Source organism: Streptosporangium sp. H16 (assembly GCF_051918855.1).
GTDB lineage: Bacteria > Actinomycetota > Actinomycetes > Streptosporangiales > Streptosporangiaceae > Streptosporangium.
The window spans coordinates 13309-37274 of the sequence record NZ_JBPXMD010000053.1; the positions used below are offsets into that span (position 1 = coordinate 13309).

20 protein-coding genes and 2 pseudogenes are annotated in these 23966 nt (G+C 67.8%); 7 read left to right on the plus strand and 15 right to left on the minus strand.

The annotated features are described in order from the left end of the window. Window positions 1-129: 129 nt before the first annotated feature. Window positions 130-2760: a glycoside hydrolase family 97 catalytic domain-containing protein gene (locus ACTOQ2_RS40930; RefSeq protein WP_440106961.1), complete on the minus strand. Its 2631-nt coding sequence runs from the start codon at window positions 2758-2760 to the stop codon at window positions 130-132. A gap of 212 nt (window positions 2761-2972) precedes the next feature. Continuing rightward, a complete protein-coding gene (locus ACTOQ2_RS40935; RefSeq protein ID WP_440106963.1) occupies window positions 2973-3692 on the minus strand; it encodes a TetR/AcrR family transcriptional regulator in 720 nt (239 codons plus the stop codon). Window positions 3693-3803: 111 nt separating this feature from the next. Here ACTOQ2_RS40935 and ACTOQ2_RS40940 point away from each other — a divergent pair, with 111 nt between their 5' ends. Both ACTOQ2_RS40940 and ACTOQ2_RS40945 read left to right on the plus strand, forming a co-directional pair. Further along, the gene (locus ACTOQ2_RS40940; RefSeq protein ID WP_440106965.1) at window positions 3804-4793 is read left to right on the plus strand and encodes an ABC transporter ATP-binding protein; all 990 of its coding nucleotides are present in this window, start codon (window positions 3804-3806) and stop codon (window positions 4791-4793) included. Further along, complete coding sequence (locus ACTOQ2_RS40945) at window positions 4786-5583, plus strand: ABC transporter permease (protein WP_440106967.1); 798 nt, start codon at window positions 4786-4788, stop codon at window positions 5581-5583. The genes ACTOQ2_RS40940 and ACTOQ2_RS40945 overlap by 8 nt, the downstream gene beginning before the upstream one ends. A gap of 272 nt (window positions 5584-5855) precedes the next feature. Here ACTOQ2_RS40945 and ACTOQ2_RS40950 read toward each other — a convergent pair whose 3' ends face one another. The 6 genes from ACTOQ2_RS40950 to ACTOQ2_RS40975 all read right to left on the minus strand — a co-directional run bounded on the left by ACTOQ2_RS40950 (window position 5856) and on the right by ACTOQ2_RS40975 (window position 12572). After that, on the minus strand, window positions 5856-7190 hold the full coding sequence (locus ACTOQ2_RS40950) for a DUF4407 domain-containing protein (RefSeq protein ID WP_440106969.1): 1335 nt from the start codon (window positions 7188-7190) through the stop codon (window positions 5856-5858). Then, window positions 7183-8307 (minus strand): hypothetical protein, encoded by a 1125-nt coding sequence (locus ACTOQ2_RS40955; protein WP_440106971.1) that lies wholly within the window; start codon window positions 8305-8307, stop codon window positions 7183-7185. Before ACTOQ2_RS40955 ends, ACTOQ2_RS40950 begins: the two co-directional genes overlap by 8 nt. Beyond that, entirely contained in the window at window positions 8304-10334 is a 2031-nt protein-coding gene (locus ACTOQ2_RS40960) for a hypothetical protein (RefSeq protein ID WP_440106972.1), read from the minus strand. Before ACTOQ2_RS40960 ends, ACTOQ2_RS40955 begins: the two co-directional genes overlap by 4 nt. Continuing rightward, a complete protein-coding gene (locus ACTOQ2_RS40965) occupies window positions 10318-11244 on the minus strand; it encodes a hypothetical protein (RefSeq protein ID WP_440106974.1) in 927 nt (308 codons plus the stop codon). Before ACTOQ2_RS40965 ends, ACTOQ2_RS40960 begins: the two co-directional genes overlap by 17 nt. A gap of 105 nt (window positions 11245-11349) precedes the next feature. Next, window positions 11350-12018, minus strand: a complete 669-nt coding sequence (locus ACTOQ2_RS40970; protein ID WP_440106976.1) for a Crp/Fnr family transcriptional regulator — start codon at window positions 12016-12018, stop codon at window positions 11350-11352. Between the two features lie 332 nt (window positions 12019-12350). Further along, on the minus strand, window positions 12351-12572 hold the full coding sequence (locus tag ACTOQ2_RS40975; protein WP_440106978.1) for a hypothetical protein: 222 nt from the start codon (window positions 12570-12572) through the stop codon (window positions 12351-12353). Window positions 12573-12943: 371 nt separating this feature from the next. On the opposite strand from ACTOQ2_RS40975, the gene ACTOQ2_RS40980 reads away from it, so the two are divergent. Then, window positions 12944-13192, plus strand: coding sequence for a hypothetical protein (locus ACTOQ2_RS40980; protein ID WP_440106981.1), 249 nt, complete (start codon window positions 12944-12946; stop codon window positions 13190-13192). A gap of 85 nt (window positions 13193-13277) precedes the next feature. Here the strand turns inward: ACTOQ2_RS40980 and ACTOQ2_RS40985 are convergent, their stop codons facing one another. Beyond that, a complete protein-coding gene (locus tag ACTOQ2_RS40985) occupies window positions 13278-16088 on the minus strand; it encodes an ATP-binding protein (RefSeq protein ID WP_440106983.1) in 2811 nt (936 codons plus the stop codon). A 133-nt stretch (window positions 16089-16221) separates the two neighbouring features. On the opposite strand from ACTOQ2_RS40985, the gene ACTOQ2_RS40990 reads away from it, so the two are divergent. Beyond that, window positions 16222-16641 (plus strand): hypothetical protein, encoded by a 420-nt coding sequence (locus ACTOQ2_RS40990; RefSeq protein WP_440106985.1) that lies wholly within the window; start codon window positions 16222-16224, stop codon window positions 16639-16641. A 45-nt stretch (window positions 16642-16686) separates the two neighbouring features. Here the strand turns inward: ACTOQ2_RS40990 and ACTOQ2_RS40995 are convergent, their stop codons facing one another. Then, window positions 16687-17364: a winged helix-turn-helix transcriptional regulator gene (locus tag ACTOQ2_RS40995; protein WP_440106987.1), complete on the minus strand. Its 678-nt coding sequence runs from the start codon at window positions 17362-17364 to the stop codon at window positions 16687-16689. Window positions 17365-17511: 147 nt separating this feature from the next. Here ACTOQ2_RS40995 and ACTOQ2_RS41000 point away from each other — a divergent pair, with 147 nt between their 5' ends. Continuing rightward, on the plus strand, window positions 17512-18351 hold the full coding sequence (locus ACTOQ2_RS41000; protein WP_440106989.1) for a class I SAM-dependent methyltransferase: 840 nt from the start codon (window positions 17512-17514) through the stop codon (window positions 18349-18351). 65 nt (window positions 18352-18416) lie between these two features. On the opposite strand, the gene ACTOQ2_RS41005 is transcribed toward ACTOQ2_RS41000, so the two are convergent. Beyond that, a complete protein-coding gene (locus ACTOQ2_RS41005) occupies window positions 18417-18605 on the minus strand; it encodes a hypothetical protein (protein ID WP_440106991.1) in 189 nt (62 codons plus the stop codon). 142 nt (window positions 18606-18747) lie between these two features. On the opposite strand from ACTOQ2_RS41005, the gene ACTOQ2_RS41010 reads away from it, so the two are divergent. Beyond that, a complete protein-coding gene (locus ACTOQ2_RS41010; protein ID WP_440106993.1) occupies window positions 18748-19431 on the plus strand; it encodes a hypothetical protein in 684 nt (227 codons plus the stop codon). Between the two features lie 282 nt (window positions 19432-19713). Here ACTOQ2_RS41010 and ACTOQ2_RS41015 read toward each other — a convergent pair whose 3' ends face one another. Continuing rightward, complete coding sequence (locus ACTOQ2_RS41015) at window positions 19714-20949, minus strand: IS701 family transposase (protein WP_440106995.1); 1236 nt, start codon at window positions 20947-20949, stop codon at window positions 19714-19716. Window positions 20950-21239: 290 nt separating this feature from the next. Here ACTOQ2_RS41015 and ACTOQ2_RS41020 point away from each other — a divergent pair. After that, window positions 21240-21599 (plus strand): annotated as a pseudogene (locus ACTOQ2_RS41020) (IS701 family transposase); the annotation flags it as partial. Window positions 21600-21827: 228 nt separating this feature from the next. Here ACTOQ2_RS41020 and ACTOQ2_RS41025 read toward each other — a convergent pair. From ACTOQ2_RS41025 to ACTOQ2_RS41035, 3 genes and pseudogenes are all read right to left on the minus strand, one after another. Beyond that, the gene (locus ACTOQ2_RS41025; RefSeq protein ID WP_440106997.1) at window positions 21828-22340 is read right to left on the minus strand and encodes a hypothetical protein; all 513 of its coding nucleotides are present in this window, start codon (window positions 22338-22340) and stop codon (window positions 21828-21830) included. A 140-nt stretch (window positions 22341-22480) separates the two neighbouring features. Next, entirely contained in the window at window positions 22481-23539 is a 1059-nt protein-coding gene (locus ACTOQ2_RS41030) for an IS3 family transposase (RefSeq protein WP_440106999.1), read from the minus strand. Next, window positions 23485-23966 (minus strand): annotated as a pseudogene (locus ACTOQ2_RS41035) (hypothetical protein); the annotation flags it as partial. The pseudogene ACTOQ2_RS41035 and the gene ACTOQ2_RS41030, both read right to left, overlap by 55 nt.

Consider the following 23966-nt stretch of genomic DNA (forward strand, 5'->3'; position numbering starts at 1 on the left):
CACCGCCGGGTGGGCGGTCACCGCCCCGCCCGGCTCGCGTCGCCGCGGGGACCGAGCCGACGGTCACCGCCCCGCCCGGCTCGCGTCGACACGCGGACCGCCGAGTCGACGATCACCGCCCCGCCCGGCTCACAGCACCGTGCCGACCGAGTCGACGGTCACCGCCGCCCCGGACGCTTTCTTGAACACGATCGTGTTCGCGCCCGGGTTCAGCGGGAGCCCGACGGTCGCCGTGGCGGGGGTGTCGTCGCTCCCCGTCGCGTGCAGCGGAACGGTGATCGCGGCTCCGCCGTTCACCACCACCTTGATCGAGCCGGCGGTCGCCGACGCGTAGTCGATCCGCACCGTCTTGTCGCCTGCCGAGACGGCGTCGACGCGCACCGAGAGCGACCCGTCCGCCAGCCCGGACACCCCGGCCCCGCTTCCGCCGCCCTCGCAACCCGAGCACGCGTCCACGGTGGCGCCGCCCTTCCGGGTGTTCGCCGGCGCCTCGGCCTGGACCGTGCGCGCGATCGTCAACGCGTCGATGTCGGGGGCGTGGGCGCCGTCGTTCAGGAACGTGACGGTGTTCGCGCCGGCGTTGAGCGGCACGTCGAGCGACCACTTGCCCACATGCTCCCAGCCGCCGGAGTCCTTGACGTTCTCCGTCGAGACGGTGGCGCCGTTGACCTGCACCTGCACAGAACGCGGGTCGCCCGAGGTGTAGGTGAAGGTCAGCCGGTGGGTGCCCGCGGTCGCGGCCGTCACGCCGTTGAACCGCACCGAGCCGCCGGCCCCGAGGTCGCCGACCTTCTGCCCGCCGGAGCATCCCTTGCAGGGGTGGATCCCGGCGGCGCCGCCGCGCGTGTTGGCCGCGCTCTCCGCCTCGTACCGCGTGTCACCGGACCCGATCTTCGGCAGAGGGGTCTTCGAGATGTGCACCGAGACCCCGCCCGTGGCGATCATCGGCAGCGAGAGCGTGGTCGCGCTCGTCACGGCCTGGGTCGACGTGGTGAGCCGTCCCGAGCCGTTGTCCGAGAAGATCGTCGCGGTGTACGTGCCCGAGCCGAGGAACGACAGCGGGACCGTGGCGGTCCTGGCCGGCGACGTCATCGCGCCGACGAACCAGTCGCCGCCCGAGCGGCGGGCGACCGTGATGTGATCTCCGGGGAACCCCTCGACGACCTTCGTCTCGTCCCACGTCGTCGGGAGCGCGCGCATCAGGTGACGGCCGTCCCACTGCTCGTAGGCCGCGGCCGAGTCCGCGTAGTTGACCATCGCGGAGGTGTACACGACGGCCTGCGCGAGCGTGTGCCCCTGCGTGAGGATCGACGCGTTCTCCGAGATCATCGTCGGCGTGTAGTCCATGCCGCCGAGCATGTTCCGGACGAACGGATAGGTGACGTCCTGGCGGGCGGTCGTGGGCGGCGGGTACAGGTAGTGCTCGGTTCCGGCGACCGCCTCCGTCGTCACCAGCCACGGCCAGGTACGGTTCTCGCCGCCCGGCTTGGTGTTGCCGTGGAAGGTGATCATCATCTCGTTGTCGCCCGCGGCCTTGCCGATCGACTGGTACCAGCCCATCGCCTCCTGCGAGTCCCGCAGGAAGAAGTCGACCTTGAGGCCCTTGACGCCGTAGTCCTTGTGCTCGGCCATCAGCGCGTCCGCGACGGCCGGGTCGGCGAACGGCTCGGCGTTGACCCAGGCGAACATGTCCACCCCGCGCCGCTTGGCGTAGGACGAGATCTCCGGGAGGTCCGCCGCACGGTCGTAGCAGCAGTCCATGGTCACGTACTCGAAGCCCATCGACTCGGCGAAGTCGACGTACTCCTTCTGCTTGTCGAGGTCGGCGGCACTGTCCCCGTCCGCGTACCACGACCAGGCGGCGCGCCCCGGGCGCACCCAGGAGGCGGCGGTCGTCGCCGGCGGGTTCAGGTGCTGCACCAGGTCCGAGTTGTAGAGCGGGTCGACGCCCTTCGCGATGATCGCCACCCGCCACGGCGTCTGGAACGGGTACGTCGCCGAGATCGGGAACGCCTGGTCCGGCGTCCGCTCCAGGTTCAGCAGCCCGTCCCCGGCACCGCTGCCCTTCAGCAGGGACGGCACGTAGGAGGCGTTCGCGTTCACCACCTCGGCCTCGGTGATCACCGTGAAGTACGCGTTGTCGTCGATCGACGCCAGCAGCGGCATGGTGAGTTCCGTACCGGAGTTCAGCTGGGAGGCGTTCCGGTAGGTGTAGTCCTGCTCGTAGTTCCCGTTCCAGGGGGCGGCCCATCCGCCGGTCGTCGTCGGCAGGCGCCACCCGCCGGTCTCGTCCGTGATCGACACCGCGCCGCTCCCCGGCAGCCGGTACCGGTAGGCGACGCCGTCGTCGTAGGCCCGGATCACCAGCTCCAGCGTCTGGCCCGATTTGGCGTACCGCAGCACCAGCTCGTTCGCGTGGTCGCGGTACGACGGCTTGGTCCCGGCGGGCAACGTGTAGGTCGTGTCGATCGACCTGCGCGACTCTCCCGCGAAGCCGAGACCGGACCGCAGGTCGACCGCCGAGGTGGCGATGCCCAGGGGCGACTCCCCGAAGACCGAGGTGCTCCCGGCCGTCACCGTGAACGTCAGCGCTCCCTGCGCCTGCTCGGTGACGGTGAAGGTGATCTGCCCGTTCGGCGAGCTCACGCCGCGGGTCGTCAGCGCGAACGCGGGGGGCGTCGCGAGAAGGCTGAGGAGTATCGCCGCCATGGCCAGCACGGCGATCAGGACTGGGCGGTGAGGGCCGTTTTGCTGCGGCATTTCGCCTCCGGTCAGGAAGGGGGGGCTGGACTTCACCAGGGTGTATCCGCTCAGGTGAGGTAACTATGAGCCCAGCTGGAGGCCGCAGGAATGGTGGAACCGGTGGACTGGCTGGACGATCCGACTATTTGTCGGGCGTCGCGAGAGGAGTAGGGCTCGGCACGGAGCCTGAGCCCCGGACCGAAGGGGCGATGACACGATCGGGCGCGCGCTCAGGCGTTGGGCGTGTCCTGGGTGAGCCGGCGCACCCGCTCGACATCCGGCAGGTGCGAGGCGTGCCCGTCCCGTGCCGGCGGCGGATCGCCGGCGGCGCTCGCCGGGTCCACGAGCCGGCGCAGGCCGGTGCGCAACAGCGCGCCGTCGGCAGAGGTGATGCCGCTGAGCGCGAGCACCGACATTCCCTGGTCGAGCGCGGTCATGAGCCGCGCGACATCGTCGGCCGGGAGGTGCTCGCCGTCCGGCCGGCCGGCGGTGGCGACCCGTTCGTAGGCGTTGAGCAGCACCTGGACCCGTGCGCGAAGCAGGTCGATCAGCGTGTCGTCGCGGGCGGCGGTCGCGATGAACTCCAGCATGGCGAGTCCGAACCCGCGCACCATTCCGGCCGCGTCCTCGCCGGGGTCGGCGCCCGGCTCCGGCCGGTCGGGGCCGGGTGCCTCGGGCGTCGCGAACGGATCCCAGTCCTCGCCGCGAAGCGCTTCCAGGTTGTGGTCCATTGCCGCCAGGAACAGCTCGGCCTTGCCCTCGAAGTTCGAGTAGACCGCCCCTTTGGAGAATCCCGCCTCGTTGGCGATCCCTTCCAGGCTCGCTCCGTGATAGCCGTCCCGAGCGAACGCCACCAGTGCCGCCACCGTCAACGCGTCGCGGGTCTCCCTCTTCTGCTCGGCACGGCTCCGCCGTATCCGGGGCGCGGTCGTCGAGGGGCGCTGGTCCATATCCGCATCCTAGTTTTTCGTACAACAGCATTGCGATACTGGTGATATTCGAATACCGTAAGTATCTCGATACCTTAGGTATCTAAGCTCGCGATGCCCGGAGGATCACCTGTGAATGACGCCGTGTTGAAGGTCGAAGGCCTCACGAGGAGGTTCGGCTCGGTCGTCGCGAACGACGGGGTCGGTCTGCGGGTCAGGGCGGGAGAGGTGGTCGGGCTGCTGGGCCACAACGGCGCCGGCAAGACCACGCTGGTCTCGCAGATCGTGGGCCTGCTCAAGCCCGACAGCGGGTCGATCCGGGTGGCCGGTGCGGACGCGATCGCGGATCCGGCGACGGCCCGCCGTTGTGTGGCGCTCCAGGCACAGTCGCAGGCGCCGCTGGACGGCTTGACGCCCAGGACGGCGATCGAGATCGCCGGACGGCTGCGCGGCATGTCCCGCGCGGCCGCGGCGGCCGCCGCGCGCACACTCGCCGACGAGCTGGACATCCATGAGTGGCTCGACCGACGTGCCATGCCGGACGGCCGCGGCCTGTCCGGCGGCGTGCGCCGTCTGACCGCGTTCGCCATGGCCGCGGTCGCGCCCGTTCCGCTGGTCATCCTCGACGAGCCCACCAACGACGTCGACGCGGGCCGGCGGCGGCGCCTGTGGGACACCGTCCGCCGCCTCGGCGACGACGGCGCGGGGGTCCTGCTCGTCACCCACAACGTCGTGGAGGCCGAACGGGTGGTGGACGAGCTGGTCGTGCTCGACCACGGCAAGGTCGTCGCCGCCGGATCGCCGAGCGCCCTCCGCGGGACCGACGACCACGACCTGCGGCTCGAGCTCTCACTGCATCCCGACGGCGCGGACCCGTCCGATCCCCTGGCCGACACCCCGATCCCGATCGCCCGCCGCGTCCGCGCCGGCCGGCGGGTGCTGCTGACCCTCGGCGCGGCCGATGCCGAGGCCGCCGTCGCCTGGGCGACGAGGCTCCGTTCCGGCCGGCTCATCGAGGGGTACGCGCTGGCCCCCGCCACCCTCGAAGACGTCTACCTCGCCGCCACCGCGGAAGCCACCCCGGGCGCGGCCGTCACCTCGGAGGAGGCCGCCCATGTCTGAGGCGACCGTCTCCGCGCCCCGCGTGCGCGTGCCTCGCGCCGTTCCGCCGCGCACCGGCCTGTGGACGACCTACGGGACCCTGCTGCGCTGGACCATGGCCCAGATCGGCGCGATGCTACCGCTGATCATCATCGTCCAGGCGCTGCTCGCCGCCGGCATCATCATCGGCTTCGGGTTCCTCATCAGCGACGTCAACACTCCCGCCGCGCGGTTCCTGTCCACGGGCACCCCCACCGTGCTGCTGATGGTCGTCGGCCTCGTGATGGTCCCCCAGGGCGTGGCGCAATCACGCACCAGTGGCACGTTCGCCTACCTGCGCGCCCTGCCGGTGCCGCGCCCGCTGCTGCTGATGGCCGACCTGACGGTGTGGCTGCTGGTCGCGCTGCCGGGCATCCCCGTCGCGGTGTTCGTGGCGTGGCTGCGCTACGACCTGGCCTACACCTTCGACTGGCCCCTGCTGATCGCCGCCTCCGTCCTGACCGCGGTGATGGCCACGGCGGTCGGCTACGCGCTCGCCGTGCTCCTGCCGCCCCTGCTGGCCCAGCTCGTCAGCCAGGTCCTCGTGTTCTTCGTGATGCTGTTCTCGCCGATCACCTTCCCGGCCGGCCGGCTGCCCGACTGGTTCAGGGCGGTGCACGACGTGCTCCCGTTCCGGCCCGCCGGCGACCTGCTGCGTGCCGGGCTGGTGTCGGGCGGACAGGGTGTGAACTGGCCCGATCTGGCGGTGCTGCTGGCCTGGTGCCTGCTCGGGCTCGCGATCAGCGTGCGTGCACTGGTCCGCCGTGCCTGAGGCGCGCCCCACAAGGTCGTGCCTGAGGCGCGCCGCGAGGAGGCCTGCCAAGGGGGCGGACTCTTTCCTCTCGTCCTTCGTACGGACTATCGGGCGCGGCACGAACGTCACCGCCCTCGACATGCCGCGGCACCGGATGGAGACGCTCGGGGACGACGAACACCTGGCCCGCGCCGTGGGGAAGCCGTGGGAGGCAGGGGTCACTACGCCAGGAAGTGACCCGTGGTGCCCGCAGAAGGGCTCGCGGTCGAGGGGGACAGGGTTTCCGGTCCTTATCGGTGCGTAGGCATCGAGCTCATGAAAGTACGGGCGAGGCGGTCGATTTCGTCGTCCCTGGAAGCCTCGTCCACGCGCTGATCTCGGTCGATCCGGCCGCGTTCGGCTTTGAGCCGGCGCTCTTCCTCGCGCAGCCTGATCTCGTACTCGCCGGTCCTCTGCCGGGTGGTGAAGTTCAGTTCGGCTTCATGGCAGGCCGAGCCCGCGCGCAGCTCCTGAGTGAGAAGGCGGTCGTACTCGGTCTTGCCGTTCAGCATCTTTGAGATGATCGGCATGCAGTCGAGCAGCACGAAGATGATGCGCAACAACCAGTGAGCGAAGTTGACCATGCCACTCTGGCCTGCGACGGTGCCCAAGGCCTCCCATCGGTCAAGCAACCCGATGTCGGTGTAGGCCCGCTTTTTCTCCTCGACGCGCTCGTTGATCTTCCTGCTGAGTACCGCCGCGCGTTTTGCTTCGGCATCGGCGCGATCGGCCGCGAGAGAGCCGAGCTTCGCCTTGAGGTTCGCCACCTCCTTCCGCTGCTGAGGGATGTCATGGTTGGCGAGGAAGGTGTTGAGCTCGTTGTTTCGGATCTTGCACTCGGGCCCGTTGCCGGCCACGCCCGTGGTCCAGTTCGGGACCTTGCGGTTGCTATAGCATTCCCGGTCGCGGCGGTCCTTCAGCTTCCCCTCTTCTTGTATGTCCTCTGCCAGCCGATCTTCCGCGGCTTTGAGGACGCTCCGCCTCTGCGTCATGTTGCCTTCGACGGAGAGTGCCCGGTCGCCGCCGTCGAGGATGAAGTCGGCGCAGTCGACACCCGCGGGAGGCGGTCCTTTGTAGGGGTTGCACTGCTTGTACCGGCTCTCCGTCAGGCCGATCACCTGGTCGCGTTCTACCATGATCTGCCGGTCGAGCCGTTCCTGAAAGATCTTGAGAGTCAGCGGCTCGGCGATGAAGACGCCGATGACGACGGCGAGGGCGAGCCGGATCAGCAGGTTGCCCCAGCGGGACCAGCCGTCGCTGTCACCGTGAAGGCTGGTGATCAGAAATTTGTCGACGTTGGCGATGATCAGGCCCCACAGCACCGCCACCGGCAACAGATACAGCGGGGACGCCTGCGAGAGCAGTGTCAGCGCGCCCAGCATGGAGGCGCCCGCTATGAGCGCGGTGCTGACCACGACTCCGCCGAGACTGGTGTAGCGGGAGCGTTCCTGAGGGACACTCGCGAGAATTTTCTCGTCGACTCCGGTGAACCGACGGAGGAACTTCCCGAGATTGAGCTTCTCCCGACGCCGGGGGTGCCGTCTGTGCTGCTCGGCCGCCTTGGAACCGTGGAGGATGTCAACCACGGACGTCCTCCTCCATGAAGAAATCGTCGTCGGTGTCGCCTGCCGTCACCTCGGCATGGGCCTCGTACGCGGGTCCTTCGAGGTCCTTCGCCTCCGCTTCCGGCTCGACGTCGTCGAAGGTGGCGAGCAGCTCCTTGCCGGTCGTCTCGTTGAACAAGCCCTGGGCGATCGCCGTCCGGACGACATCGGCCCGGGCGCGGGCCTGAACGACCCGCAAGTCGTGTTCGAACTGGATTCCGCGCTGGGTGGCGCTGTATTCCCGGTCGCCCAGGGCGGCGTAACGTTCGGCGACGTGCTGGTCGCTGAGACCGCGAACGGTGGCGTACAGGCCGTCGGCGGCGCCGGGACCGCTGTTGAGAAGGTCCCTGATCTTCGTGGCCCCGGTGATCTGCTGATCCAGGTCGAGGGCCGCCTCCTGCCGGGTGAAGTCGTTCGCGCTGTGCCCCTTGGTGTGCAGATAATCCTGCTCGTCGAGTTCGTAGTCACGATCGAGCTTGCGCCGGACGTCGCGGAGGCCGTGTTCGCCCTGGATGTTGTGCAGGCTGGTTTCGTAGCGTCGCCGCCCCTGGGCGATCTCGTCGGGGGCGTACACGTGGAGGCCGGAGAACTCGGCCGTCATGCCGGGCAGCACACACGGCACCACGGTCGTGTAAGCCTTCACCTGGGCATGCACGAGCGTCCACAACTCGTGGACCTCGTGCAACCCGTGGCCACGGCCGAGTTCGAAGAGTTTGTGGTAGCCCTGGACGTAGGTGACCAGGTGTTCGGTGACGTCGGTCAGGCCGGCGCGCACCACCTCGATCGGCTCGTCGACCGTGCAGCGGAAGTGGATCGCGACGGTGAAGTCGTGGGCGCCGGAGGAACTGATCGGCACATGGATCGTGGTGGGGTGATCCTTCGCCATGTCCACGACGCTGACGCTGGCGGCGTGCAGCACGTGTGGTTCGTCGCCGCGCATCCGCCGGTCGCCCAGCACGAACGTGCCGTCGTACTCGAAGACGAGCCGCTGGTGCGGAAGCTGGCGGGGGAGACTGGAGATCGGGCGCCGGGGTTTGCTCAGGAACCCTTGCTTGGCGACAGGATCAAGGGGGATCTGGCTGATCATGGGGTAGCTCATGGACGCTTTCCGATGGTGTCGAGGGACAGAACAGCCGGGCTCAAGAAGACCCGGAGCAGCGACAGGAGAATCTCCAGCCGGTTCTCGTCGGTGTTGCGGGAGATGGCGTAACGCCGCAGATCATGGGCGAGTAGCGGCCGTTCCTTCGCGGGGAGCGTCTCCACGAGCGCTGCGAACAGGGCATGAACATGGTCGCGGTCATCGTCATCGCGCTCATCGAAGGCGCAGACGGCGTCGTACAGGGCGGCCAGTGCATCCTTGCGATGGGGGCGCTTGACCAGAACCGCGGACCAGAGTTTGGCGAGGGGGGCGGCGGAATCGGGGCGACTGCGCAGATGAGCGGTGACCGTGGGGGTCCCGACGCCATCTGCGCGAGCCGACAGGACACTCAAGATCGCCCGAATCAGCGGATCGACCGCACGGCCGATCCGTCTGTCGTTGCTGATCTGACGCGCCAGCCAGTCGAGCATCGGCAGGGCGTTGCCGGTGGCCTCGGTCAGCGCTGCGAACAGACGGGCGAGCGCGATCTCCGCGTGCCGGACAGGCTTCTCGCTACCTTTGATCTGCAGCCAAAGCATCCGGACCGCCTCCAGCGGGAACCGGATGCCCAGCTCACCAGACCAGGCAAGGGTGGCGGTGAATTTGGGTCTGGCGGCGGACGCCCTCGTCCACGAGCTGACGGTACGCAGCACCTCCGGACGGGTCGTCTCGTCCAGGCACAACCATGAGATGGCCATCGCGGCGGTGGCCTGGCTGCGCATGACGCCTCTTCCACGGGCCCATGGGGTGAGAAAAGTGCTTTCGACGTATGAGTAGTCCGAGACGGAGGCAAGAATCGCCACACCTCTGGCGATCTCCGCCTGTGCGCTCGGATCGCGTAGAGCGGCGCACTCGTGTAGCCATTCGGTGACCGGCTCCCACAACCGCATGCCGTGTCGCCGGTACAGCTCCCGCATCACATGCGTTCGGTGACTCGCGACCCTGAACTCCAGCCTGCGCCCCGATGACAGGCTGAAAAGCGAGCCTTCCGCCACTCGAAGCAGGCGGCGGCTCGGCATCGGATCATCCGCGGAAACGGCGACCGCACCCTCTGTGCCGATACCGGCGATCGACTCCAGCCGGGCGAGCAGCGACTCGAAGCCGGCTTCTGTGAGGCCGGCGGTGAAGGCCATGGCGGCCATCTCGAAGAGCTCTCCTCGAGTACGCGGGCCATCGAACCAGGCGACCACATCGCGCCGCCCGGCGGACTCCAGCCCGTCGAGCGCACTGTCCAGCGGAACTCCTGAGGCCAGGTCACGCGCCAGTGCCACCACGTCGGCCATGGCATGGTCGGGGGCGATCTGCGCGGCCGCCTCGTCAGCGACCTCGGGCGCCACCTGGTGGGCCAGCAGGACGTCGCGTGCCGGCGGCGGTCGCCAGGAAATCTGGTCTCTTTCGGGCAGTGAGGTCACCGTCCTCGTGATCACCAGGTAAGCCCCGGCATCGCGCACGCGGCGCCTGATCTCCCGTACGTGAAAGTCGGCGATGCTTCCGTCGACGTCGTCCTTGGGCCAGTCGCACAGCAAATAGCCGTGAGCCTTCCGGTATTCGCGGGCGGCCAGCTTCTCCAGCGTGTAAGCCGGGCTGAGTTCCACCACCTCGCGCCGCCCCTTGAGGACGTCATGAAGCAGATTGAGCGCCGCCGTCCGGCGGCCGGTGCCGGCATTGCCGATCAAGGCCACCATGTTGTATCTGCCCAGTTGTTCGGCGGCGGCCTCGTAGGTGGCGTGGCGCACGTAGCAAGTGCGGGCTTCTGCCATCTCGTGAGCGGATACGGGCCCCGAGGTGCGGCGGGACTTGGTGCGGGAACTCGAGATGCCGAAAGAGGCTCCCCCGATGTTGCCGTGGATGTGGTTGATGACGGTCTGGACCTGGGAGACCTGCGCGAAACTTTCGTCCGTCGCCTCGGCCTGGTCAGTCAGATCCACCGGCGTGGCGGCCTCGCCGATCAGGACGCCATCGGCCGGCTCATCAGTTTCGGATGCCAAAGTTGATCTCCTCGCCGGAAATGGGAGCGGTGATCAGATTTATGGTCATCTGCTCGGCATTGAACTGCTGCGCGAACTTCTCCGCGGTGGGGTCGACCTGCACCAGTTTCTCCAGGGACTCCAGCAAGTCGTCGCGCGACTCCGGGTCGGCCGGTCGGCCCTGCTCGGACCGGAATTCCTTGATCTTCGCGAGCAGCCTGCGGGCTCCGCCGAGGCCGGTCTCGGTGCCGTAGGCGCCGAGACGTTCGAGGGCGCCCCCAGCGATCAGGGCCCACAGGGTGTCAGCGACCTCGGGCAGGTTGTCCATGTCGAGAGTTCCTTTCTGATGCAGGTCTTCGGAAGGAATCCACATCCAGGCGATTTCGGTGCGTTCCTTGGTCGGCACCTCCAGCCGAGTGAACGACTCTGGTCGGTAGGAGGTGTGGAGCTGCCGGACGACGTCCTCATAGAGCCGATCGGTGAGGATCAGCACCAGGTCGGCACGCGGGTTCACCTTCAGGGCGGTACGGGCGGCCTTCGCGTCGAGCAACCGGCAGGTGGTCACCACGACCTGGCCGACGAAGCCCATCGCGCCGCGTTTCACGACGCCGTGACCGATCGCAATGCGTATCCGCAGGCGGGCGTCGTCTCGACGTTCACGGTTGTGGTCGTGGAGCGCCTTGCGCACGCGGCGGACCAGGTCGTCGACGACCCGAAGCTCGGCCTCCTGTTCGGGAAGGACAATGACCTCACCGTCGCCGGCTTCCTGGCGGGCCCAGGTCTCGCGGCGCAGGCCGGCCTCTCGTGCGCCACGGTCCATGACCTGGGCCAGGCCCGACTGGATCGAGTCGTGCCGTAGGTCATCGCCGCGGCCGTATCCCTCCGCATCGACCGCCATGACCAAGCGGCGGCTGAAATCAGAATCAAGCATCACGTCACCTTGTGGTTGCGAGAAAGATCCACCAAAGCGGTGGGGGGAGATCGCCGGGGATGAGTCTGGCGAAGATCGCATCGCCTCAAGACGTACCAGTACGCTTTACCGGTAATCGGCCAGACCGATCGGGTCGATGACGAGCTTCCTGCGATGACCGGGGTCGATCAGTTCAAGCTCCTTGAAACGTCGGATGGCCTTGAAGACGGCGTCTTTCCTGGCCCCGACGAGATTGGCGATCTCCTCATGGGTGAGATCGACCCCCAGGTCCCGTTTTCCGTCCGCCCTGTCGACTCCATGCCGACCAGAAAGTTCCACGAGCACGTTCGCGACCCGTACGGGCACGCTGAACTGGGCGAAGTCGGTTCTTCTGCGGTTGGCCCAGTCGAGCTGGTCGGCGATCATCCTGGCCAGTGCATTCCATGCCGTCGGATGACGGTCGAGGAAGTCGGTGAACGCCTCTGCGCGGATGACGTGCACCAACATCGGACTGCACGCGGTCACCATGGCCGACCTCGGCTCTCTGCGCAGAGTTGCCAGTTCGCCGACCACATCGCCGCTGACGCGGATGCCCAATATGGCAGCTCCGCCCGATTCCAGGTAGGCCGTCACCTTTACGCACGCCGTGAGCCGCTGCCCTGGGACGGACCTCAGTAGATAGACCTCAGACCTCTCTCGATCTCCTTGATATATGAGTGGTTCGCCGGCCTGCCGAGGGGAGGACGGCACGAGAGCCAGTAGTTCCGCTCGCTCCTCCGGGCTGAGTCTGTCCATGAGGGTGCCAATGGGCCACCTGGCGGGGATTTGATCATTTATCACGGATTAAGCGCCTTGAGTCATCGATGTGAAGCCGTTAGAAGCTACACCCTGGAATATGTGGGGGCCAGGTTTAGATAGTCATCAGTGTAGATATATGACAGCTTGTCCGGCTTATCCCAAAGGGTAGGTCGAAGTTTCCAGGAGAGCGGAACAATGTTCCTGTGATTGGCGTGACCCGGTGGAACATTGGCACCGATTCGCGACTTATGTACTTGTAAGGTTATTCATCGTGGTTTCTGTGACTTGTGTACTTATCCAGTACTAGGTCGATCCCAAGTTTTGGGCTGTCAGTGCTGCAGGTTGATGTAGGCCGGGTGTGAGGCGGCGAAGAAGTCCTGGGCGATGCCGGGGCGCTTTTGCGGCCGGCGCGTGCTGCGGTGCATGGCCGCGGCCGACTCGTGCTCACCGGCCACCGCCTCACGAGCCACCCGGGTCTTGACGGTCTGTTCCTGCCCGGGCGAAAGCCGCCGCGGCCGGCCCGGCGCCTCTGGGATGGCGCCGTCGCTCAAGACGCTTCGTCTTTGCGTACGGGAAGCTGTTGGCAAGTCGGGGTCCTCACAAGGGCTCGGCTGGTGATCGCGACGGGGGGCCACGCGAGACGTGCCCGTAGGGCGGCGCCGTCGCGGGGTTCCCTGTCGGGGGCGAGCGTGCATCATGAGTAAACCGCATCGTGAACTAAGTGCACAATAGATATTTTTGTGTCGGCTGATCCTCGACGTGTTCGTCGGGATGCGACGCACGATCTGTCGGATGCTGGCAGGAGAAGATCGAGCTTGACGTTGCCGGTGAGGCGATAAGCACGGATCCACTGCGGCCCTCCGACCCTCGACGGGTGAGACATCGTGCTGCGCGGTCGGCTCGGCAGCGGGGGCACGGGCAGGTGTTCTACGGCGTGACGCCGGACTCCGAGCCCGTGGCGTCGAAGGCCATCCGGAAGGAGTCCTTCTTCGAGTGCCTGGAGATCGGGTATGACCGCAGACGGCGACACAGCAGCCTCGGCATGCTGACCCCGATAGAGCTCGAAGTGCTTCGAAGTGCTTCGAAGAGTGAGAAAGACGCGTTCCGGGTGGATCAGTACACCCGGGTGCAGGAGTACTACTCCGGAGCTGACCGGCCCGGGTCTTACTGATCTTTTGGTGCGTCCGTGCGCCGGGTCGAACACCATGCGCGGCGCATACCCCTGCCGCACGATCCCAACTGCGAGTTCGTCGTCCTCAGCCGGGCGTGAGGCAGCCGGTGGAGTCCTCGCAGTACTCGACGGCCTCGGCCAGGCCGAGTGCGGCGCCCTCGGCGAAACCGGCCTTGTACCGGGAGTCCCCCGCCAGCGCGCGGGCCGCCGCCTCGCAGCGGGCGCGGGCATCGCGCAGCTCCGGGGAACCCATCTGGGGATGGCCGTAGTCGCGCCACAGCTGATGACCCAACCCCAGCAGCCGGGCGGCGCGCCCGCCGTCACCGGCCGTGACCGCGACCTGGGCGAGGGTGTCGGCGCAGTTGGCCATGCCGAGGCTGTCGCGCAGCAAGTAGCGGGCCCGCAGCGAGCCGGCCGCCAGCGCCGCCGCCTCGTTGAGCCGTCCCATGACCAGGGCGATCTGGCTGCCGATGTAGTCGCCCCACGACCGGGTCCATATCTCGCCCAGGCCCTCGGCCACGGCGCGGTGCTCGGCCAGGGTCGCCTGCGCGCCGTGCGGGTCGCCCGCGTGCAGGAGCGCGAACGCGCGCGAGATGAGCAGCGTCAGCAGCCGGGCGGGCGGCCCGTCGCCCTCGCGGTGGCGGGCCAGGGCCCGCCGGGTGGCGACCTCGGCCACGGCGTGCTCCCCGGCCAGCGTCGCCGCCACCGCCTCGAGGTGGAAAGCATAGATCAGCGCGTCCTCCGCCTCCACGGTCCCGGCACCTTCGGCGATCACCGAGGTCGCGGCGGCCAGGCAGTCGGCGGCCAGGCGGCGAGTGGCCGTGAGGTCCCCCTGGCCCACGGTCAGGTGGCCGCAGGCCCACAGCGCCTTGGTGCGCTGCGGGGAGGGCTCGGCGGCGGCGGCCAGGGCGCGGTCGAGGTGGTGGCGGCCCTCGCGCAGCCGGCCGCACGCGGCCCACAGTGGCCACAGGGCGGCGGCCAGCTCAAGGGCGCGCAGGCGTTCGCCGGGCCTGCTCACGCCGAAGTCGAGGGCGGCGCGCAGGTTGGCGTCCTCGCGCAGGAGGCGGTCGCACCACTCGACCTGGCCGGGGCCGAACCACTCGGCCTCGAACCGCAGCGAGAGAGCGTGGTAGTGGTCGCGGTGCAGCCGGGCGGACCGCTCCTCCTCGCCGATCTCCCGCAGGCGCTCCCGGCCGAACTCGCGGATCGCGTCGAGCAGGCGGTACCGGCCGTCGCGCTCGCGCATCACGATCGACTTGTCGACCAGGCCGGCCAGCACCCGCCATACATCGGTGGTGTCCTCGCTCACGCCGACGTCCTCGGCCGCGCGCAGGTCGAAGGTGCCGGGGAAAATCGACAGCCGCGCCCACAGCGCCCGCTCCCCGGCCGAGCAGAGCTGGTGGCTCCACTCGATGGCGGTGCGCAGCGTCTGGTGCCGCGCCTGAGCCGTACGGGTGCCACCGAGCAGCGCGAACCGCGCGTCGACGCGCTCCAGCATCTCGGCGACCGTCATCACGCGCAGCCGTACGGCGGCCAGCTCGATCGCCAGGGGGATGCCGTCGAGCCGGTCGCAGAGCCGGGCGACCTGGTCGTGGTGGCGGGCGAGGGCGAACTCGCGGTCGACGTCCCTGGCCCGCTCGGCGAACAGCGCGGCGCCGTCGCCGCTGCCCGCCATCGGCCGCACGGCGTACACGCGCTCGCCGGGCAGGGCGAGGGCCTCGCGGCTGGTGGCCAGGACGCGCAGGCCGGGCGCGCCGCGCAGCAACGACTCGGTGAGGTGCGCGCAGGCCTCCACCAGGTGCTCGCAGGTGTCCAGGATCAGCAGGGTCCGCCGGTCGGCGAGGTGGTCGCGCAGCTCGTCGGCGGGCGGCCGGGCGGTCTGCCCGGCCACGCCGAGGGCCTCGCCGACGGTCTCGGCCACCAGGCCGGGGTCGCCCAGCCCGGAGAGATCTACCAGCCAGACGCCGTCGGGGGTCTGCGGCGCCAGGTCGCGGCCCACGTGGACGGCCAGCCGGGTCTTGCCGACGCCGCCGACGCCGGTGAGCGTGACGAGCCGCGACCCCGCCAGCAGCCGCGTGACCTCGGCGACCTCGGCCCGCCGCCCGACGAAGGTGGTCGTGTCGGCCGGCAGGTTCCCGCGCGTGCGGACGACCGGCCCCGGCAACAGCGCCGGATCGGCCTCGATGATGCGCTGCTGGAGGGCCACGAGCGCGGGCCCGGGAGCGAGGCCGTGCTCCTCGGCCAGGCGAGCCCGCAGGTCGCGGAAACTCTCCAGCGCCTCGGTCGGCCGCCCGGCCCGGTAGAGCGCCAGCATGTGACTCTCCCTGAGCCGCTCGCGCAGCGGGTGGGTCTCGATGAGCGGGCGGATCTCCTGGAGCGCGGCCTCCGTGTTGCCGCGTGCCAGCTCGATCTGTGCGAGATCCTCGATGACGGCCAGCCTCTGGTCCTCCAGGCGGCTGCGGGCGGGCTCCACGAACGCGCCCGACGCGTCGGCCAGGGCGGGCCCGCGCCACTGCGCCAGGGCCTGCCGGAGCATGCCGGCCGCCTCGGGGGGTGGCAGCCTGCGGGCGCGCTCGGTCATCTCCTCGAACCTGGCGAGGTCGAGCGTGCCGTACCCGGTGGCGATGCCGTACCCGGCGGGGCCGGCCATAACGGCGTCCTCGCCGTCGAGGTCGCGCAGCGCCATGCGGATGGCGTGGATTCCTGTCTGGATCTGCTGGCGGGCCGTCGCCGGGGCGGCGCCGCCCCACAGGGCCTCGCAGATGGCGTCGACGGAGAGCAGGCGGCCCTCGTTGAGCAGCAGCAACGCCAGGAGTCCGCGCCGCTGCGAGCGAGGGACGGAGACGCGAAGCCCATCTCGCTCGACCACGACAGGGCCGAAGACCGAAAACTGCATCGATGTGCCGTCCGTCCCCTATTACGTGCTGAAGCGGCTCCTGTGTAGCGAATGCGTAGTGATCATGTCAACCGTGTGTACGGCGTCCCGCGATCATCGTGAGCACCACTCCGAACCACTTGGGGGAACCACCGTGCGCAGCAACCTCCTCAGCCGGACCCTGGTGGTCGCGGCCGCCGCCGGGCTCGTCGTCGCCACCGCCACGCCCGCCAGCGCGTACACCTCGTTCATCGAGCTCAAGCAGAGCGGCAACATGGCCGCCATCGTCTGGTACAACTCGGGCACCCACAACATGGCCAAGGGCCGCAACTCCTTCACGCTGCGGGCCGCGGCGGGCACGACGTGGGCCAAGCTCCTCTACACGACCCAGTACGCCGAGGGGAAGTGGAACTCCACCCACAAGGTGACCACCAGCGGCGGCAACGCGGCCGAGATCACTTTCAGCGACTACAAGTCCGACACCTCGCGCCACTGGATCAAGTACCGCCTGTGCATGTACCGCGGCGGCACGGAGACCTGCTCGGTCAACACCATCACCGACTACATCGACTGACCGGTCCCGAAAGGAAAGCGGCCTGACAGGGCGGACGCCCGCCTGCTAGACAGGCCGGGGTACGGAGGCCCATTCGGGGAGCGTGAACCACAGGGGCACGGCGCGGCGCAGCGCTTCGGGACCCCCCACCTCGACCGCGTGGGCGCGCAGCGCATCCGACCAGCTCAGGTCGCCGCGCCAGACCTCGACCATGCTGCGCAGGCCGGCGGTCACCGTCACGGTCACCGCGTGGCCAGGGTCTGTGTCGCAGACGTCGACCTCGCCACGCGTGATCACGAGCCACCAGTGGCGACTGCTGGGCGGCACGTCCGGGAACCGGAACTCGATGACCGTCCGCCCGTCAGGAACGGCGGTCCGGTCGACGTTGCGGTGCATGTCCCACAGCAGCAGCTTCGGGTCCAGGTCCTCGTCGCCCAGCTCTCCGATCCAGCGGATGCCCCAGGCGGCGAGTGCCTCGACCACCGGCCGCAGCTCGTGGCCGGCCTGGGTCAGGACGTATCGCACATCGTTGTCCTCGGCGTGCCTCTCCACGATGCCGGCATGCGCGAGCTGGTGCAGCCGTCGGGACAGCAGAGTGGGGGACATGCGCGGCAGACCGCGACGCAGCTCGTTGAAACGCTCGGTCCCGCACACCAGTTCCCGGATGACGAGCAGCGTCCAGCGTTCGTCGAGCAGTTCCACGGCCTTGGCGACTGGGCAGAACTGGTGATACGAGGAGCCCATGCTCCGCAGTCTAAGCTCAGCCGCCATGAACGCCAGAGACAGCCGGCCGGGTCTCGGCCGGGTGCTGGTACAGATCGTGTACTAGATAGCGAACCCGCCCTTCCTTACCGTCGATCCCAGTTCACCGCGGCGATGAGGGAGAAGAAGATGAACGTACGGAGCGACGCGCTGGAGGCCGACCGCGCACTGAAGGCCAGGCATCGCAAGATGTGGGCGCTGGGCGACTATCCCGCGGTCGCCGCCGAGATCATCCCTGATCTCGGCGCGATCCTGGTCGAGGCGTGCGGGGTGGGACCCGGAGACCGGGTGCTGGACGTGGCCGCCGGGTCCGGCAATGCCGCCATTCCCGCAGCGCTGGCCGGGGCGAGCGTGGTGGCCGGCGACCTGACCCCGGAACTGCTGGAGGCGGGACGGGCCCTGGCCGCGCAGCGCGGCGCGAAGGTCGAGTGGCGGCAGGCCGACGCGGAGGCCCTGCCGTACGCCGACGGCGAGTTCGACACGGTCCTGTCCTGCGTCGGGGTCATGTTCGCTCCCCACCACCAGGCCGCCGCCGACGAACTGATCCGGGTCTGCCGCCCGGGCGGCACGATCGGCCTGCTCAACTGGACGCCGGAGGGGTTCATCGGTCAGATGTTCGCGACGATGAAACCGTATGCGCCCCCACCTCCGCCCGGCGCGCAACCCCCTCCGTTGTGGGGCAGCGAGGATCACGTCCGTGCGCTGCTCGGGGACGCGGTCACCGATGTCATCGTGCGCCGGCAGACGGTCACGATCGACCGGTTCGCTCACCCCAGCGCGTTCCGTGACTACTTCAAGGCCAACTACGGCCCGACCGTCGCCGTCTACCAAGGGATGGCAGGGGACCCCGACCGGGTCGCCGCCCTGGACCACGCCCTCACCGAACTGGCCCGCCGCCATCTACAGGGCGAGGAAAAAGCGGTGATGGAGTGGGAATACCTCCTCCTCACGGCACGCAAGCATGGCTGACGACAAGAACCGTCAGCGGCGGCCTTCCTCAAGGCGAGCACAGACCCGGTGACGGGCCTACAAGGTCATACCTTCTTGACGACGATCGTGTCCGGGACGAGCTTCTCCAGGTCGTCCACGTCCGAGGTGAAGACGGTGACCTGTCCCTTCTGCTGCCGTGCGATAACGGCGAGGACCGCGTCGATCGCGTACGAGGTCGTCTGGGGACCCGTAAGGTCATGCCTCTTCGCCGCCTGCGGCCAGCAGCGCGCCAATGGAACCGGTGATGATGCCAGCCACCCGACCCGGGAACCTGACGGCGCACCGCTTCTGTCCGGGCTACAGGGGGAACCTCAGTATCCAGCTTGAAATTTAACCTCCATAGGCCGCTTCAGCTGGGCCTGACATAATGCGCCCATGCCTGGCGAAGCGGACGACTGGCCAAAGCCGATCTGGACGTGCTGGAACCACTGGATCGCGGTCTCCACTGGCGACCAGCCAGGGATCATGCGGATCCTGGGTCTGTCGCGGCCTGAGCCCATCACATTCAGTCAGGCGCAAGAGGTGATCGACGCTGACGGACACGACGAATCCCAGAACCGCCGGCATCTTTTCCGGGTCTTCGTCACCCCCGCAGTCGAAGGATGGACACTGGTCTTCGGGACCTGGTGCGATCCTTACGACAAAGAACGCCGTGAGGACGTGCTCAGGTTGTGCCGCGAGCTCAGCGCACGGTACGGCCAGGCGCAGGCCTACTACTACGGTGCACAGGATGACGGTTCGACCTGGCTGGTGACCCGGCGCGGTACCGTGGTGCGCCGGTACTCGGCGACTGGCGAGGGCGATGACGGCCTGCTCGCCCTCGGCGACCCGTTGCCCCAGGAGCGGACCGCGTGGTGCGAGCAACTGGGGTACCTGGCCGACTGGGATCCGGCCACCGCGAGCTACGAACAGGCGGACGAGTGGCAGAGGATTGCGTTCGGACTGACCCCTGAGATAGCCGCTGCACACGGCATCAGCCCACTTGCCCTCAACCGCGACACCCAGGCGCGAGGAACCGGCGTGCTCGCGTTGACTCCATATGCGACCGCGCACGAGTAGAGCCAGCAGGCTCTGAAACGCTCGGCTGAGCGGCCCTTGACCCACCAGTGTTCCAGAACCCTCCGCAGCGCCCCACCGTCCTGTAACCATAGGCGGTGAACTGGGCGGACATAGCGTTTCCGATCACCCGGCGAGCAGACGAGATTAAAACTCAAGATCTAGTAGGGCTTGGTTAGGTGGGGACGGGCTGGGCGTGTCTGGGTAACGCGCGGCGGCAGGTGGGGCAGGTTCCGGCCCAGCACGCCAGCAGTAGTTGCAGCTCGGCGATGACCCGATAGGTGCTCAAGCCACAGCCGGCGCTTTTGGGTTGAGCCGTTCCAGGGTGCAGAACCCGTGAGCGACCGACACCAGGGTGACGTGGTGATGCCAGCCGCTCCAGGTGCGGCCCTCGAAGTGGTCCAGGCCCAGCCCGGTCTTCAGCTCGCGGTAGTCGTGCTCAACCCGCCAGCGGACCTTCGCCATCCTCACCAGGTGCCGCAGCGGGATGTCGCCGGGCAGGGTGGACAGCCAGTACTTGGTCGGCTCCGGCTCGCCCGATGGCCATTCGGCCAAAAGCCAGCACTGCGGCAGCTCTCCACCGGCGTGGGCACGACGGATCCGCACCCCCGCCGGGCGGACCCGCAGGCAGGCGAACCGGGAGCGCAACGGCCCCTTGGACCCGGGCCGCCAGGTCACCGTGTGCAGCGCGCTGCGTCCGGCGGTGGTCACGATCTGCCGGGCCGAGTACGGCTTGTCCCGGTACCGCGGGACCGGCCGTCGGCCGGTCCCGCCATAGGCCGGGGCGGTGCGGCAGGCCTCGGCGCCCAGCAGCGCGGTATCGGAGCGCACCCCGACCACGTACGGGATATCGCGTTCGGTCAGGCCCAGGCGAAAGGCCCCGTCTTGGCCGTAGCCCTCGTCGGCGACCACCAGCGGCGCCTCCAGCCCCCAGCAGCACAGCTCATCGATCATGTCCAGAGCCAGTTGCCACTTGGGCACATGAGCGACGTCGCCGGGGATCCGGCAGCGTTGCCTGCGCGCCGCCACCGCGGCCGGATCCTCCGTGCGCGGCGAGGCCGCATCCCACTGCTCGGGCACGAACAGCCGCCAGTTCACCGGGCAGGACGCGGCGTCGGTGACCAGATGCACGCTCGGCGCGACCTGGCAGTTGGCGGTCTTGCCCAACGCCCCGCAGTACTGCGCGGCCACACCCGGCGACTCCTGGCCGTCCTTGACAAAGGAGACATCATCGACCGCCCAGGCGGCCGGGCGAATCGCCGCGTCCATCCGCCAGGCCAGCTCGGCCAAAACCAGCTGATGCGACCAGGGGGCATCGGTGACGAACTGCTGCAGCCCTTGGCGATCCACGCCCAGCCGGGCCGCCATCGGCTCCATCGATTTACGCGCCCCATCGCTCAGCAGGCCGCGCACATACCGCTCGCCCCAGATCCGCTGATCAGTACGGGCGAAACCGGAGAACACCTCAGCGGCAAACGTCTCCAGCCGCGCCCGCACCGCCTCGAGTTCTTGAGAGGTCATGTTCCCTCACCCCCAAAGCAGGTGACACCATCTCCTACCCGAGGTAACCAAGCCCTACTAGTGCCTGTCTGAAAAGTCATTCGTCGATGTCGCGCAAGAAGTCCATGTCGTGGATTACATCGGTGGCCGTGTGATCCGGGAAGTGCCCATGATGGGGCCAGATGCCGTGGTCGATCCAGACCGTGCGCAGGTCGGCAGCCTGTCCTCCGCCGATGTCTGAGACGGGGTGGTCTCTCCCATGACCCGACCCCCTTAGGTCAGACCTCCACGGTACGGGGGGAGGGCCAGGGCAACTCCCCGCTGAGGGTCACACGCACACCCTGCTGATCCGCCGGAGCGTCAGCGACCCCGCCGAGGTCGAGTTCTTCGTGACCCACGCCCTGGCCGGCACGCCCGTCACCGAGCTCATCGCTGTCGCCGGGCTGCGCTGGAAGATCGAGGAGAACAACGAGACCGGCAAGGACCTGCTCGGCCTGACCGAGTACCAGGTCAGCAAGTGGGACGGCTGGCACCGCCATCTCAGCACGGCCATGCTCGCGCTGGCCTTTCTCGCCGTCAGCCGCGCCCAGCTGGCCAACCAGAGCCCTGAGCCGGTCCTGCTCGCCGTCGATCAGGGAAAAGACCTGCACCACCAGGAGAGTCTCCGCTGACACCATACCGGCTGATCCGGCCGTCCCTGGCGGAGATCCGCCGCGTCTTCGCCCGCCTTGTCGTGCCCGCCACCAACCTCATCGAGCAGGTCCTGGCCTGGTCCAGATTCCGGCAGGCCCACCAAACCCGCGCCCTGATCAGTCACTACCGCCGACGAGGCGACCCCCACCACGTGATCTACGGATGTAGTACTGGTCGGGGCCGCTCCTATGCCGGACCGAGGAACATCAGTAGAGGGACGGAAGCACTCTCGTCACAGCTTCATGAAGTCGGATCTGCAAGGGTTCGAGGCGCTGACTGTGTTTCTTGGCCTCGTCCGCGCTACTTGCCCAGATTGAGTTTCCCGCTACGGTGCGGAGCTCAGTGGCCAGTGCCCGCAGCTCGTCATCGAATACTCTCGCTCGCGAGGACTCCAACAGGAGCACGGCTGCCGACCAACCCGCGGCGGTAGGAGTTGCCCATTGCCGGGCAGGCCACTGCCCCGTCTCCTTTTCGATGGCGAGAATTCGGTCCAGCTCCACGTACGCGGACTGAATCATGTCCGTCACCGCCGACTGAAGCGCCAGGATACTGTCGCGTTGGAAGGTGTCGAGGGCCAACTTGCGCTCGCGCTCGTACTGCGCCTCGCGGGTGGCGGTGTCTTGCCTTGCCGCCAACCGCTCCTTGTAGATTGTTAAGACGGACGTTGTGAGGGAGCCGATTAAGACTCCCACGAGACCGAAGAGTGCCTCTACAGCCACCGCAGCTTCCTCCCACGCAAGGCCGTCAAGATCGGCACATTCCTACCATCGGAAGGTCGGCCTGGATAGGCGGTTGTGTCAAGTCAACTGGGACACGGTGCTACCGAGGTCTTACGCGGCACTCTCCGTACCTGAGCTGGTCAGGGTTTCGTCCTCGCTGGCTCGTTGATCCACACCGCGGTAGGGAGCTTGGGTAGCGATGGCTTGCCCGTGAACCGTTGAGGGTTCGCCATGAGGAACTTCTCCATCGTTTCCCGCCGCTTATCCTGAATAGCCTGCGCGGTGCCGATGTGCACGGTGAACGGCGTGTGCAACCCGATGCCAGCGTGGTAATGGCGATGATTGTAATATTCGAAGAACCGGCGGCAAAAGCTCCGAGCGTCCTGCGTCGATCCAAAGGCTTCAGGGAACACCGGACAATACTTCAACGTCTTAAAGTTGGCCTCGCTGTAAGGGTTGTCATTGCTCACCTTCGGACGCGAATGCGACTTGATGATATCCAGGTCGGACAGCAGGTTTGCCGCCGATTTCGAGGTCATCGACGCGCCCCGGTCGGAATGAATCAACCGTGGTGCGACCCCGCCGTTGGCCCGGAAACAGTTCTCGATAAACTGTTTCGCAAGTTCCCCTGATTCGCGGAGATGCACCTCCCAGTGCACCACGCACCGAGAGAAGATATCGATCATCACGTAAAGTTCAAAGTATTTTCCCCTCTCAACCGACGGTAGCCGCGTGATATCCCAGCTCCATATCTCGTTGGGATTCCTTGCGACAAGGTGCGGTTTCTTCTTGGCCTCGTGCCGGGCTTGGGCCCGCCGCTCGCGGACCAGGCCCCGGGCGCGCAGCCCCCGGCACATCGTCGACACCGATGCCAGGTACGTGCCACGATCGATCAAGATCGCCCAAACCTGGCGCGGAGATTTGTCCACGAACTCGGCATCGTTGAGCACCCTGATCAGCTCATCGCGCTGGTCTGGCGACAAAGCATTCGGCGGAGCCGGCCGCGCCGCCGTCTGCGACTCCTCCTTCTGTTGCTGCTGCAGCCGCCGATACAAGGTGGATCGGTTGACGCCGGTCAGTTTGCACGATTTCTGAATGCCGACGTGCTGCTGGAGCTGCTCGCGGGTTTCTTCGCGAAGCTCGGTTACGAGTTCTCCGAGTCCGCGCTCTTGGACATCTCTTCCAAGAGCGCGTGCCATTTTCCCATGATCTCCAGTGCGGCCTCGGTCTGGGCGAGCTTCCTCTGCAGCCGGGCGTTCTCGCGCTCGAGCTTTTCTCTCTCGGCCGTCTCCTTGGCCCGCTGCTTAGCCGTCTCCGGAGATGTGGCCTGCTGGGAACGGGAGACGCCTTTCAAGGCGCCTTCGTCCCGCTTCTTGCGCCACAGTTGGACGCCGGAGTCGTACAAGCCCTCGCGCCGCAGAATGGAGCCCTTTTCCCCGGGCGGCGCCGCGTCGTACTCGGCAAGGATCCGTAGTTTGTATTCCGCCGAGAAGTGCCGGCGCTTGGGTCGATCACCCCGAGGCCCGCTGGCCTCCAGGTCGTGCTTCGTGAGCAATGATCGAAACCTGTGGATCTGCCGGGGAGGGGTGTACCTTCCCGGATCATCCGATGATGGTTTCGAGATAA